The sequence below is a fragment of the Paraburkholderia suaedae genome (assembly GCF_040812055.1).
Lineage (GTDB): Bacteria > Pseudomonadota > Gammaproteobacteria > Burkholderiales > Burkholderiaceae > Paraburkholderia.
In genome coordinates this window covers 723907-736547 of the sequence record NZ_JBFOAH010000001.1, presented here as the reverse complement: position 1 = coordinate 736547, position 12641 = coordinate 723907, and the positions used below count along the sequence as shown (strand labels likewise).

General features: G+C 63.0%; 12 protein-coding genes. 11 read left to right on the top strand and 1 reads right to left on the bottom strand.

The features are described 5' to 3' along the window. Positions 1-29: 29 nt before the first annotated feature. The gene (locus ABQJ48_RS03230; protein ID WP_367835910.1) at positions 30-1097 is read right to left on the bottom strand and encodes an ABC transporter substrate-binding protein; all 1068 of its coding nucleotides are present in this window, start codon (positions 1095-1097) and stop codon (positions 30-32) included. Between the two features lie 158 nt (positions 1098-1255). Between ABQJ48_RS03230 and ABQJ48_RS03225 the strand changes: the two genes are divergently transcribed. From ABQJ48_RS03225 to ABQJ48_RS03175, 11 genes are all read left to right on the top strand, one after another. After that, on the top strand, positions 1256-2209 hold the full coding sequence (locus ABQJ48_RS03225; RefSeq protein ID WP_367835909.1) for a LysR substrate-binding domain-containing protein: 954 nt from the start codon (positions 1256-1258) through the stop codon (positions 2207-2209). A 388-nt stretch (positions 2210-2597) separates the two neighbouring features. Continuing rightward, the gene (locus tag ABQJ48_RS03220; protein WP_367835908.1) at positions 2598-3839 is read left to right on the top strand and encodes a serine hydrolase domain-containing protein; all 1242 of its coding nucleotides are present in this window, start codon (positions 2598-2600) and stop codon (positions 3837-3839) included. Positions 3840-3885: 46 nt separating this feature from the next. After that, positions 3886-5520, top strand: a complete 1635-nt coding sequence (gene dacB / locus ABQJ48_RS03215; RefSeq protein WP_367835907.1) for a D-alanyl-D-alanine carboxypeptidase/D-alanyl-D-alanine endopeptidase — start codon at positions 3886-3888, stop codon at positions 5518-5520. A gap of 453 nt (positions 5521-5973) precedes the next feature. Continuing rightward, positions 5974-6309: a hypothetical protein gene (locus ABQJ48_RS03210; RefSeq protein WP_367835906.1), complete on the top strand. Its 336-nt coding sequence runs from the start codon at positions 5974-5976 to the stop codon at positions 6307-6309. A gap of 2 nt (positions 6310-6311) precedes the next feature. Next, positions 6312-7667: a tyrosine-type recombinase/integrase gene (locus ABQJ48_RS03205; RefSeq protein WP_367835905.1), complete on the top strand. Its 1356-nt coding sequence runs from the start codon at positions 6312-6314 to the stop codon at positions 7665-7667. A gap of 51 nt (positions 7668-7718) precedes the next feature. Then, positions 7719-8357, top strand: coding sequence for a hypothetical protein (locus tag ABQJ48_RS03200; protein ID WP_367835903.1), 639 nt, complete (start codon positions 7719-7721; stop codon positions 8355-8357). A 123-nt stretch (positions 8358-8480) separates the two neighbouring features. After that, positions 8481-8675 carry a DNA-binding protein gene (locus tag ABQJ48_RS03195; RefSeq protein WP_367835901.1) on the top strand — a complete coding sequence of 65 codons (195 nt, stop codon included), beginning with the start codon at positions 8481-8483 and terminating at the stop codon, positions 8673-8675. A gap of 178 nt (positions 8676-8853) precedes the next feature. Then, positions 8854-9387, top strand: coding sequence for a hypothetical protein (locus ABQJ48_RS03190; protein ID WP_367835899.1), 534 nt, complete (start codon positions 8854-8856; stop codon positions 9385-9387). Further along, positions 9384-9608 carry a hypothetical protein gene (locus tag ABQJ48_RS03185; RefSeq protein ID WP_367835898.1) on the top strand — a complete coding sequence of 75 codons (225 nt, stop codon included), beginning with the start codon at positions 9384-9386 and terminating at the stop codon, positions 9606-9608. Before ABQJ48_RS03190 ends, ABQJ48_RS03185 begins: the two co-directional genes overlap by 4 nt. A gap of 83 nt (positions 9609-9691) precedes the next feature. Continuing rightward, positions 9692-10438, top strand: a complete 747-nt coding sequence (locus tag ABQJ48_RS03180; RefSeq protein ID WP_367835897.1) for a DUF7146 domain-containing protein — start codon at positions 9692-9694, stop codon at positions 10436-10438. After that, on the top strand, positions 10342-12273 hold the full coding sequence (locus tag ABQJ48_RS03175; protein ID WP_367835895.1) for a DUF927 domain-containing protein: 1932 nt from the start codon (positions 10342-10344) through the stop codon (positions 12271-12273). Before ABQJ48_RS03180 ends, ABQJ48_RS03175 begins: the two co-directional genes overlap by 97 nt. Positions 12274-12641 lie beyond the last annotated feature (368 nt).

Here is a 12641-nt window from a genome sequence, read left to right as displayed (position 1 = left end):
GGCCCAGTCACGCACGCCTGCGGCGCGCATCAGCGTTCCACCGAACGGTTCCAGCGCTCGGTCCACTCGGCGCGGTGCTGGTTGATCGTGGCCCAGTCCACCGCGGTCAGCTTCGAGACCTGCTCGGGTCCATAGGGCACGCGCGCGGCGACCTCAGGCGTGAGCTTGACCGTCCTGTTGACCGGACCGAGGCCAATGCCTTGCGCCTGCAAGACCTGCACTTGCGGGCTCAACAGATACTGCACGAACTGCTGCGACAGCTGCGGCTGCGCGTTTTCCGCGAGGACGCACGCCGCCACCTGTAACGCGACCGCGCCTTCCTTCGGGTAGATGAACTTCAGCGGAAAGCCGGTGTTCTGCAGCGCCACGGCGCGCCCGCTGCCGTAAGGCGCGAGGATCACGTCGCCGGCTTGCATCTGACCGTCCATCTCGCCGGGCGTCGGTGCCCACGACAGCACGTTCGGCGCGACTTGCTTCGTCATCGCGGTGAAACCCGGATCGATATTCTTTTCGCCGCCGCCCGAGAGGCGCGCGAGCATCACGAGGGTATGCAGGCCGTAGGTATTGGTGATCGGCGGCACGCCGAGCTTGCCCTTGAGGCGGCTGTCGGTGAGCGCCTTCCACGAGTCGGGCGGCGGCAGGCCGGCTTTCCTGAACGCGTCCTCGTTGTAGCCGATGCCGGTCGCCACCATGCCGACGCCGATCGCGTTCGGGCCGAGCCTGGCGAGCGGATAGACGTCTTTCATCACCGGCGCGTCGTCGAGCTTGGCGCACAGGTCGAGCTGCATCGCCTGATACATGGGGCCGTCGTCCATCACCGCCACGTTGATCTGCTGATGGCCTTTCTGTGCCTGGAGCTTGGCGAGTGTGTCGCTCGAATTCCCCGCGACGTAGACGATCTTGACGTTATGGGCCTTCTCGAACGGCGGAATGATTTTTTGCCGGTAGACCTGTTCGTTCGAGCCGCCCACATTGGCGACGTACAGCGTGGTCTCGGCCTGCGCGAAGAGCGGGGCGGCGAGCACGGCCGCGAAGGAAACCGCCGCGACGGCGGCGCGCGACGGGGCGGACAGACTGCGATGCAACGCTCTTCTCATGACGACGATCTCCAGTTCCGATGTGGGAGAGGCGGGCTTGCTCGCCCGTCGATGGCATGCAGTGTCGCGCTGCCTCTTCATGTCGTCCAATACGAATAAAATACCTACCTATGCATGGATGATATGGGTTGCGGGTGGTCGTCTAAGGGAGAATACGGATGAATCTCAAGCACATCGAGGCGTTTCGCGCGGTGATGGTGTCGGGGTCGATGACCGCTGCGGCCAAGGCGCTGTTCACCTCGCAGCCGAACGTGAGCAGGCTGATCGCGCAATTGGAGCGTGATACGGGCTTGCAGCTGTTTCAACGCAGCGGCGTTCGGCTGATTCCGACCAGCGAGGGCGAGGCGTTCTTTCGCGAGGTCGAACGCGCCTTCGTAGGCTTGCAGGGTCTGGCCAATGCCGCGGCGCAAATTCGCAATCTCGGCAGCGGGCGGTTGCGCATCGCCGCGATGCCATCCGCCGGCATGACGCTGGTGCCTCATGCGATCAAGCGATTCGTCGAACTGTTTCCGGACGTCACCGTATCGCTGCACGTGAATACGTCGGGAACGGTCAATCACTGGACCACTTCGCAGTTCTGCGATCTGGGCGTGGTGGTGTACGTCAGCGAGGCGTCGGATTGCGGGGTCGAGCAGTTGTCGAACGTGGCTGCCGTTTGTGTGATGCCTGCCACGCATCGGCTAGCGGCAAAGCGCAAGATCAGGCCAGAGGACCTGGAAGGCGAGTCGTTCCTCTCGCTGTGTCACGGCGATGGCACGCGCGCGCTGATGGACGAAGTGTTCCAGCGCGCCGGGGTGCAACGGGTCCTCGCGATCGAGGCGCAGTACACCGCGATGTGCTGCGAGATGGTTCGGCATGGGATGGGGGTCACGCTCGCCCATCCCATCGTCGCACGTGACTACGCCGGACCGGATATCGCCATTCGCCCGTTTGTGCCGGCCATCATGTTTCCAACTTATCTGCTCTTTCCTCCGCACCGGCCACGAGAGCGGCTCGCGTCTGCGTTTGTCGAAGTGTTGCGGGCGCTGCATGAGGAATTGCTCGCAGAAGTCGTTGTGCCGGTTCCGGGTGCGGCGGCCCGTGCGCGGGGACGTTCACGGGCCGGGGCGTGAGGGCGGACGCTTCGAACGCGCGGCGGCGTATTGCGGATTCGTGGAGGTGACCGCGGGGCACGGGTCGTTTCAACAAGGGCGCGCCCAGCTTTCTGTATGACGTGTGCGGTCGTCCGCCAACTTCGTGGTCCGTCGTATCGCCTTTTTCGGTCAAATCTCCTTTCCCGAATCCCAATGTAGGCATCGAGTGCGTTCGTTGCGGCGAACTCCATCCTATAGTTGCTCAGCGAGCAAACGAAACGGGATAAAGCCGTTGCTTCGCCATTCCAGGCATCGCAGCGCCGTAGGGTTTTGGCGGCCCGACGGGCGTCGGCGAATCGACTCGTAAGTCACCTTGGGCTCGCTTGTCAGCGATGCATTGCGGCGCGCGATCGGAGCGGAAAGAACAATGACTATCTTCCCTGTGTTTTCAGAAGCGAAGTCTGCGTTCGCGCTCTGCGTACGAGGCCTGGCACTGATCGTCGGACTCGCGCTTTCCGGGTGCGGCGGCGACCAGTTGTCAGGCGAGCCCGCTTATGTCACGGCGGCTCGTCCACAGATCAATCAGCTGCTCGTGGACACGCTCACGGCGGGTGCGGTCGTCTACGTGCGATCGCCGCGCGGCAACTGGCTCGAATCGTTCGGTACCGCGGTGCGAGGCACCAACACGCCGATTCCCACCGACGCGCACTTTCGCGTCGGCAGCGTGACGAAGACCTGGACCGGCACCGTGGTTCTGCAACTGGTGCAGGAGGGAAAGTTGAGTCTGAGCGACCCGGTCAGCAAATTCATCGCGACCGTGCCCAACGGCGACGCGATCACGATCCAGCAGCTTCTGTCGATGCGAAGCGGCCTTTACAACTATACGAAGGATCTGGCCTTCAATCAGACGCTCGATGCGCAGCCAAACAAACTTTGGACCACCGGCGACATGCTCAATATCGCTTTCAGCCACCCGGTGGATTTCGCGCCGGACACTTCGTTCGGCTATTCGAATACGAACACCGTGCTGCTCGGACTCATCGTCGAGCAGCTGACGCGAACGAGCGCCGCCGACGCGATGCAAGCGCGCCTGTTCGCGCCGCTCGGCCTCACCGATACGTACTTGCCGCCGCAGAACGATACGTCGCTGCTCCCTCCGGCCCCGCACGGCTATTTGTGGGGCACCAATGCGGAGACCGCAACCGACGCGGCGCTGTCTCCCGAACGGCAGGCGGCTGCGGCGAACGGCGCCCTGCAGCCAACCGATGTCACGACCGCGAGCGCGTCATGGGCGTGGACGGCCGGCTCTGGCATTTCGACCGTCAAGCAACTCGCTGCCTTCGTGCAACGGATGGTCGGCGGAGGCTATCTGAACGCCGATCTGCAGGCGAGGCGCCTGTCCACTTGCACGCCGCTCGTGCCGTCCGATCCGAACTCGCCGAGTTACTGTCTGGGCATCGCAAAGTATGGATCGTTCTATGGGCACAACGGCCAGATCAACGGCTTCAATACGTTCATGGTGTACGACCCGACGACGCAAACGACCGTCGTAACATGGGCGACGACCGCGCTCGCGCCCGATGGCCGCGCGCCCGCCGACTCGATCGCACGAATCCTGATCGGCGAGCTCAGCAAGCCGGTGGAAGTGCTGGAGGAGGGCAAGCCTTGAGCGAGGTTTAGGCGCAAGAACGATCAATCGAACCTGGAGACCTGAGATGAGTGCGGCCTTCGATCGAAGTTGCAAACGCTGGGCCGTGATTGCAACTTCATTTTTGCTGGTGTCGTGCGGCGGGTCGGTTGATCCGGTGACGACGGTTCCCGATTCCATCATGCAGGTGATGCAAAAGCCTGCCTATAGAAATGCGACCTGGTCGATGCAGGTGGTCGATCTCGAGTCCGGGCGCGTGATCTATGATCTCGATTCCAGTGCACAGATGTTCATTGCCTCGGTGCGCAAGGTTTTTTCGACCGGCAATGCGCTGAATGCGCTCGGCGCGCAGCATCGGTTCGTCACACCGGTCTACCGGCAGGGCACGGTCGACGCGAGCGGCACGCTCAACGGCAATCTGATTCTGGTTGCGAGCGGCGACCTCACGATGGGCGGGCGTGCCAATCCCGACGGCACGATCGCGTTCACCAGCTTCGACCACAACGAAGCCAACTCGATAGGCAATGCCGTCCTGTCCACGCCCGACCCGCTCGCCGGGTACGACTCACTTGCGGCCCAGGTGGCTGCCGCGGGCATCAGGACGATAAACGGCGATGTCGCGATCGACGACCGTCTTTTTCAACCGTTCGACTTTCGCGGCGAGTTCGACGTGCGGCCGATCTTCGTCAATGACGATCTGGTCGATGTCACGCTCAATCCAGGCGCGCAAGGCTCGGCCGTTGCGTTCGATTGGCGTCCGAAGTCGGCGGCGTTCGCCGTGCAATCGACACTGACGACCGGCAGTGCGACGTCGGCGCTGGACATCGAGCTCGATCCCGAGCCGCCGCTGTGCATCGGGTCGGCAAATTGTGTAGGCCATGTGAGCGGCAATCTGCCGGCGGGACTCGTGCCGATCCTGACCAATGCGTATCCGTTGATTCGCACCTTCCGCGTGACGCAGCCGTCCAATTACGCGCGTACGGTATTCATCGAGGCGCTTGCGCGCGCGGGCGTGACGGTGACGGCCGCGCCGGTCGCGGCCAACCCCGTGCAGTTGCTGCCCGCGCAAGGCTCGTATTCGAACGCGCAGCAGGTGGCGCAACTCACGTCCGCACCGTTCGGGCAGGAGGTCCGCTACGTGAACAAAGTCAGCTACAACATCGGCGCTGAGGTTAGCCTGATGCTGTTCGGTTTGGCGAAGAATGGCTCCACGACGAGGAGCGCCTCGCTCGCGGCGGAACAGAGCGAACTGTCGTCCACGTTCAACATTTCGCCTGGCCAATATCACTTCATCGACGGAAGCGGTGGCGGCGATACGACCGCGAATGCCGCGGCCGTCATCGCGATGCTGCGCGGCATGCGCTCGAAGCCGGATTTTGCGACGTACGAGGATTCGATGCCCGCGCTGGGGGTCGATGGATCGCTCGCGACGGTCAACCATTTCGAGGCCGACCCGACGCTTGCCGGCGCAAAAGGTCAGGTGCACGCGAAGACCGGCACCTACGTCGGAGTGAACGCGTCCGCGCCGACGACGCCGATCCTGAAGGGGCAGGCGCTCGCCGGCTATATCGACGCGAGGAGCGGGCAGCGGATTGCGTTCTTTTTGACGGTGAACAATGTCCCGATTACAGGCATTCCGGACGTGCTGACCGTTTTCCAGGACGAAGGCACGATCGCGGCGATGCTGTGGATGCTGCAATGAGGTCGGTCGGTGCCTGGTGTTTCGAGGACAGGTCGCCGAACTCCCGGGCTGCGTCGTGGAAGACGTAGAGGGATTGGCGCGGTGCGGCCGGCTCGCGGTTGACTTGCGCCCATGGCGCTTCGCGGCGCAATCCCGATTCCGAAAACAAAAAAGCCGTTCCGAATTTCACATTCCGGAACGGCTCATAATGCTTAACTGCTTGATACTTCAGAATTCTTTGGGGTGGCTGATGGGGCTCGAACCCACGACAACAGGAATCACAATCCTAGCCAACCGTAATTTCAGGTCAACACGAAGCATCGCGGTATCTGCCTGAAACGCAGACTGCAAGCCTGTCTCGCCTCATCTGCCTACATTATCCGAGATGACGCACGTTGATTTGCGAGTAGAATGCGCGCCTACACAGCGCCTACGTAGGCGCTGGCCAGCGGGGGAAATGAAATGTGGCTCTTGATGAATGACTCGATGCTGTCGGTGATTGCCAGCGACAAAGACGAAAACCTGCTTGTGGTGCGTGCGCGCCGCCCGAACGACATCCGCCGCGTATTCGGCCCCGACGTGGAGGAGATTCACATTCCGGGCCGCGACTACCAGGTGCGTGCGTTTCTGCCGCGCCAACAGGTCGCAGACGTAATAGCGAGCCGTCTTCTCTCGACGCCGTACTTCAACTTCAAAGACAGCGTCGATTGCCGGAAGGACAACGACTTGCACCTCGCGTACGTCGACATCTGGCACACGCTCGCAGCCATTCAGCCAATCCCGCCGTACTCCCGCGCTCAGAGGGGCTGACAATGAAGGTTAATTTCACGGTGCAGCGGGTATCGACGCTAGGGTGCGAACCCGGCAAGTCTCAGACCTTGCACCAGGACACCAACACGCCCGGCTTGGGCTTGAGAGTTACGGCTGCCGGTGCTCGCGCCTACGTCTACGAGCAGCGCCTGCACGGAAAGACCGTCCGCGTGACCATCGGCGACCCGAAGGCGTGGACGCTGGACAAGGCTCGCACCGAGGCCGCACGCCTGCGCACGGTTATCGACGCCGGGCACGACCCGCGCGAGCAGGCCGCTCAGAAAAAAGCCGACCACGCCGCACGTCTTGTCGAAGCCGTCCGCCAGAACGCGACGATGTCCGAGGCGTGGACAGCGTACGTCGAAGCCCGCCGCTCGAAGTGGAGTGAACTGCACATGCGGGACCATCTTGACCTTGCTCAGGCTGGTGGCGTGCCGAAGCTGCGCGGCAAGGGCCTGACGGCACCCGGCCCGCTCGCGCCGCTCATGCCGCTCAGGCTGGCGGACCTGACCGCGACGCTGGTCAGCAACTGGCTGGCGGACGAGGCCGAGACGCGCCCGGCCCGCGCACGGAAGGCGTTCGACCTGTTGAGAATCTTCGCTGGCTGGGCCGACGAGCAGCCGCAGTACGCCGGTCTGGTGGCCAGCAAGGCCGTATCGAGTAAGCTCAGGAAGGACAACCTGCCGAAGCCGGGCGCGAAGGACGACGTGTTGCAGCGCGAGCAACTGGGAGCATGGTTTGCAGCCGTCCACCAACTCGGCAACCCGGTCATGGAGGCATACCTTCAGGGCCTGTTGCTGACCGGCGCGCGCCGCGAGGAACTGGCCGGGCTCAAGTGGGATGACGTGGACTTCAAGTGGCGCAGCCTGACCATCCGCGACAAAGTGGAAGGCACGCGCGTCATTCCGTTGACGCAGTACTTCATGAGCGTGTTGCTCGAACTGAAGCGCATCAACGACACGCCGCCGAACGTCAGGCAGATGCGCGAGCAGTTCGCCGACAAGCCGTGGCAACCGTCCGAATGGGTGTTCTCAAGCAAGACTTCCAGCAGCGGACGGCTGGAGCACCCGAATCGCGCGCTGGGCCGCGTCTGCGCGATTGCAGGCGTCCCGCACGTCACGTTGCACGGCCTGCGCCGCTCATTCTCGACGCTGTCCGAATGGTGCGAACTGCCGACCGGCATCGTCGCGCAAATCATGGGCCACAAGCCGTCCGCGACCGCCGAGCGTCATTACAAGGTGCGCCCGCTGGACTTGTTGCGCCTGCACCACGACAAGCTGGAAGCGTGGATGCTCAACGAGGCCGGTATCAACTTCACGCCCGCCAGCAACGCACAGCCGATGCTCAAAGCAGTCTGATCTACCTTGATCTGACCTTAGATCAGGTCTGATCTACCCGAACGAATGACCATGCACACTGACATCCTTCCCGTCGCGACCAACGGACGCCTACGGCTCTGCGATGCCGTCCGGCTCATCACTGAGCACGAGGCCGCGCTGGCGACCGACACCCCGAAGTTCGAGGTTCACTGGGACCGAGAATGGCCGTTGCTTCGCAAGATGCTGGCTTCAGCAAGGTCCGGCGACCTGAATCTATACGAGCGCGGCACGTTCCAAAGCATCGCGCCCGACAAGCTGCCGACGACGGACACGCTGCTGATGACGCGCGAGGCATATCCACCGGACCTAGACGCATGGCTCGACCTGCACGAGCCGCACACGCCGTTCCGGTTTCGTCTGACCGAGCAGGCTAAACCCGCCAACGCCGATACGCCCGCCGCGGAGCCGGGTGCTCGTGTCGCGTGGCGCGTTGCCGCAGAGAAGCAATTGCCCGCCCTGCTGGCTGCTCATGAGAGGAAATATCCCGGCCACAAGGCCGCGCTCAGGTGGCTCAAGGACAACGATTCCGAGGGCGCGTTCGTTCGCGACGACAAGGACGACGAGTTCACGTGGGTCATGGCTAACAGCAAACGGTCCAAGCCAACGTCCCTCAAGACGTTCATGAATGGCATGCTGGAAATCCTGGAGCGCCAGCAGATTCCCGACTAACGCCCGAAATTCCCCACTAGATTCCCGACTAGGCTCGCATTCCCGACGGGAACGGCGAGCCTTAAAGGCAGTCAGCACACTTCATTCACCGACGCATTCGCGTTGATTTTATGGTGATATGAAATGACGACTATTCAGCAACATACTCCCGTCCCGCTCACAACCGAGGCTCTGGCCGGGATGCTTGGGCTCAAGGTGCAGACCTTGCGTAAGCGCTTCTGCCAGACTGGCAGTTACTTCGGCCTGGTCCCGATGAAGCTGCCGAATGGCCGTCTGCTGTGGCCCGCCGACTCGCTCCACCAACTGACCGGGGCGTAACGGCCATGACAAAAAAAATAGCCAGGACATCCTTGAGGAGGAGCCGAGCCCGAACGAACGTGCGCATGTTAACGCCCGCCGCGACGGCGAGCAACTGGAACTGGACGGCATTCCGAAGCCGCCGCTGTGCCCCTCATGGCCGACTCACGGCACTCTCTGCGCGTTTTTGCTTGACCGCATGCTCGACGGCCATCGCGTCTGCCAATTCGACTTGCCCGATACGTACCGCCGCCTGAGCGCCTATCCTCACAGGCTCAAAGCCGAGTTCGGCTGGCCCGTGAAGTCCGAAGAATTTCTTCACCCGCTCAAAAAGGACCCGATTGCCCGGTACTGGCTCGACACGGAAGTTATCTTGCAGGCCCGCGCGATGCGCCCCGAAGGGCTGAAGCCCACGATGTACGGCCAGCTTGGCGACGTGAAACGCTGCGCCGGTAACGACGTGGAAGGCAAGTTGACCACCGAGGGCAAGTTGACCACCGGCGACGACAAGGGCAAGTTGGCCGCCGCAATCTCGTTTGTTCGCGACATGCTCACCGGCAAGGGGTTCGTGCCGACCGGGAACATCGAGTCTCTTGCAACCGAGGCGGGCATCTCCCCGAAGACGTTGCGGCGCGCGCTTGAGGCGCTTCATACGAAGAAGGCGAAGGTAGGCGCGAAGTGGCTCCGGTCCCTGCCTGACGGCGACGACGGCGCACTGGAGGCCACGGCATGAGCACCACCGCTTCGAAACTAGAAGCCGCTGTCAAGTTCCTGCGCGCCGACCTTCACCTCTGCATCGCTGAGGGCGACGGCGTCTTCGCACGTGCTCGCGCGGCCGGTCACTCCCGCCGCACCATCGAGCGCGCCAGCGCCGTCCTGCGCATCGAGAAGACCCGCAGCGTCCGCCTTGGTACGAGCTACTGGGAACTGCCGCGCCGCGAGGTCCGCTCATGATTGCGTGGAATGATTACGACATCGGCAACCACCGCCTCACGTGCCCGGCATGTGGCCGTGGTCCGCGCCACCGCACGCTGAGCTTGACCATCAAGCTCGACTGGAGCGGGGTGGCCCATTGCTACCGTTGCAGCTACACGGAGACCTTCAAACCGGAACGTGGCGCGCACCTCTCGACGCCCAGCAGGCCGCGTATCAAGTCCGCTGCGCCGTCCGAGAAGCACGAGGTGCTGTCGGACTGGGGACACTCCATGTGGGCCGTCAGCAAGCCGCTCAGTGGCGTTGCACTCGACTACTTGAACGCACGCCGCTGCTGCATCCCGCCGGTTGACGGCGACCTGCGCTGGCACCCGGCGCTGCGCCACCCGTCCGGGCACGTTGGTCCGGCACTTGTCGCGCTCATCACCGACGTTCTGACCGGCGAGCCGTTGAGCTTGCACCGTACCTGGGTGAAGGCCGACGGCACGAAGGCTGATATCGACCCGCCGCGCCTGCTGCTGGGCGGACATCGCAAGCAGGGCGGCGTAATCCGCTTGTGGCCGGACGCTGACGTGAATACCTGTCTTGGTATTGCCGAGGGTCTGGAAACTGCCTTGTCGCTCGCGTGGTGCGGTCTCCCGGCATGGAGTCTCATCGACGCCGGGAACCTGGCGAAGCTGCCAGTGGTGCCGGGCATCGAAGTGCTGACTATCGCGAGGGACAACGACCCGGCTGGCATCGCTGCCGCCGACGAATGCGGACGCCGCTGGGTAGAAGCTGGTGCCGAAGTGCTGGTCTCGCAGCAGACCGAAAACGACTTGAACGACACGATTTTGGAGATGACGGCATGAGCGCCGAGATGAACGTAGAGATGGATGCGGAGGCAACCATGCGTGCCGCCGTCGCCAACATGAAGCTGGTGAAGCTGGAGCCGGTGAAGAATCCCGAGCCGAAGAAGAAGTCCAAGCCGGTGAGCGACGCAGGACAATCGCACTACGCCGTTATCGACGGCGGCCTGTACTTCATCAACGTCGTGCCCGGCAAGGATGGCGAGTCCGACCGCAAGGTGCCGACGTGGCTGTGCGACGAGTTGGAAGTGCTGGGCAACGGTCGCGATGACGCTGGTAACCAGTACCGGCTGCTGCAATGGAAGCGCCAAGGCAACGGCGAGCATATCCAGATGGCAATGCAGAACGCCGTCATCGGCGAACGCGAGTGCTGGGCGACCATGCGCAACCAAGGGCTGGCTGTCGCGACGACGGCGACGGCCCGCAGCCGCCTGAGCTACTACCTGCAAAAGGAAGGTGGCGACGACTGGTACGAAATCGTCAGTCTGTCCGGCTGGCAACATGGCTGCTACGTCATGCCGAACGGCGACATGGTAGGCACGCCGACGAAGCGCATCTTCTACAACGGCGGCACGCCCAAGAAAGCCACCTACGAGGCCGCCGGCAGCCTTCAGATGTGGCGCGATACTGTGGGGCTCATGGCTCGCGAGAATCCGCTTGTTGCGGCTGGTATCGCGTGCTCGTTGGCTGGCCCGCTGCTCTCACTCGTTGGCGTGCGCGACGGCATCGGCCTGCACCTTCACGCGCGCACGTCGTCAGGCAAGTCCACGGCAGCCGACTGCGCCGCCAGCGTATGGGGCGACCCTGTGAGCGTGCTGCATAGCTGGGATGGCACAACGTTCGGCCTCACCAGGACAGCGGAGTACGCCAATGATGGCTTGCTGTATTTGGACGAAATCGGCTCCGGCGACGCTCGCAAAATCGGCAGCGCGATTTACCAAATGTTGAACGGCGTATCGCGGCTTCAAGGCACGAAGGACGGCGGCGTGGTGGCGTCGCGCTCATGGCGCTTGACGATGGTATCGACCGGGGAAGTCGGCATGTCGCAATACCTGGCCGAAGGTGGTCAGACGCCGCGCGGTGGTCAGGAAATCCGCCTGCTCGACGTGCCCGCCGACTCCGGCGCGTATCGCGTCTTCGACTGCCTGCACGGTCGCAAGAACGGCGGCGACTTTTCTGTGGAACTGACCAAAGCAGCGCGCTCGTACTACGGCACTCCCGGTCGCGCCTTTGTCGAATGGCTGGCCGCTCACCATGGCGAGGTCAAGGGCTGGGTGACGGCGACCGAGGCCGACATGCTGACGACCCTGGAGATCGAGCACCCGGATGCAGCACCTACGGCCCAGCGCGCAACGCGTAAGTGGGCCGTGCTCGTGGCGGCTGCCGAGATGGCGTCCGAGGCTGGCATTACCGGCTGGACGCGCGGCGAGGCACGCACATGGGTCATGGCCGCATGGGCTCGCTGGCTGGCCGCATTCGGCACGAAGGACCGCGACGTGGAACGCCTGCTCGAACAGGCGAACGGCGTGCTGCTCATCAACGAGAGCGGGCGCTTCATGTCGCAGAAGGATGACGCAGACGGCAAGGCCGTTCAAAACCTCATGGGCCACAAACGCCGCGTCGATGGCGAGACAGTGTTTTGGGTGTTCAAGGCCGCGTTCGTGGGCGAGGTCATCGCGGGCTATGAAAAGGACCACGCCTGCAAGGTGCTTCACGAGGCTGGGATGCTCGACCGCCGCACCAATGGCAAGGGGTTCATGTTCAACAAGGGCAAAGGCATCGGGGACGTGTACGTCATGTACGCCCGCCAGTCCAATGATGATGGCGACGGCGACTGAGTAGACGAGACCGGCTCGCGCGCACATACGCGAGAAGTACCTCCCAACTCTCCCAACCTCCCAACTCTCCCCTGTAACCCGCATGGAATAAGGATTTCCTAGTTGGGAGCTAGTTGGGAGCAGTTGGGATTTAGTCCATAACCATGTGGCTCTCGGACCGGCCAGTTGGGAGCCAATCGGGCCACCTCCCAACTCACCTCCCAACTACGAAACCCAAGCCCAGCAAGGGTTTGCGGGCCGAGTTGGGAGGGTTGGGAGGTTGGGAGTAGGTTTTTCACATATAGAGGTTCTGAATGGCGAAGTCTGCTCACTCGGCAGATTGAATTCAAAAACAGGAGTTCGACGCCGGGCGACATGGACGACGACCT

What these genes read in the sequence shown, in the direction of transcription:
- ABQJ48_RS03225 (WP_367835909.1), top strand. Translation starts at nt 1,256, where the DNA reads ATGAATCTCAAGCACATCGAGGCGTTTCGCGCGGTGATGGTGTCGGGG.
- ABQJ48_RS03210 (WP_367835906.1), top strand. Translation starts at nt 5,974, where the DNA reads ATGAATGACTCGATGCTGTCGGTGATTGCCAGCGACAAAGACGAAAAC.
- ABQJ48_RS03205 (WP_367835905.1), top strand. Translation starts at nt 6,312, where the DNA reads ATGAAGGTTAATTTCACGGTGCAGCGGGTATCGACGCTAGGGTGCGAA.
- ABQJ48_RS03195 (WP_367835901.1), top strand. Translation starts at nt 8,481, where the DNA reads ATGACGACTATTCAGCAACATACTCCCGTCCCGCTCACAACCGAGGCT.
- ABQJ48_RS03190 (WP_367835899.1), top strand. Translation starts at nt 8,854, where the DNA reads ATGCTCGACGGCCATCGCGTCTGCCAATTCGACTTGCCCGATACGTAC.
- dacB (WP_367835907.1), top strand. Translation starts at nt 3,886, where the DNA reads ATGAGTGCGGCCTTCGATCGAAGTTGCAAACGCTGGGCCGTGATTGCA.
- ABQJ48_RS03200 (WP_367835903.1), top strand. Translation starts at nt 7,719, where the DNA reads ATGCACACTGACATCCTTCCCGTCGCGACCAACGGACGCCTACGGCTC.
- ABQJ48_RS03185 (WP_367835898.1), top strand. Translation starts at nt 9,384, where the DNA reads ATGAGCACCACCGCTTCGAAACTAGAAGCCGCTGTCAAGTTCCTGCGC.
- ABQJ48_RS03175 (WP_367835895.1), top strand. Translation starts at nt 10,342, where the DNA reads ATGCGGACGCCGCTGGGTAGAAGCTGGTGCCGAAGTGCTGGTCTCGCA.
- ABQJ48_RS03230 (WP_367835910.1), bottom strand. Translation starts at nt 1,097, where the DNA reads ATGAGAAGAGCGTTGCATCGCAGTCTGTCCGCCCCGTCGCGCGCCGCC.
- ABQJ48_RS03220 (WP_367835908.1), top strand. Translation starts at nt 2,598, where the DNA reads ATGACTATCTTCCCTGTGTTTTCAGAAGCGAAGTCTGCGTTCGCGCTC.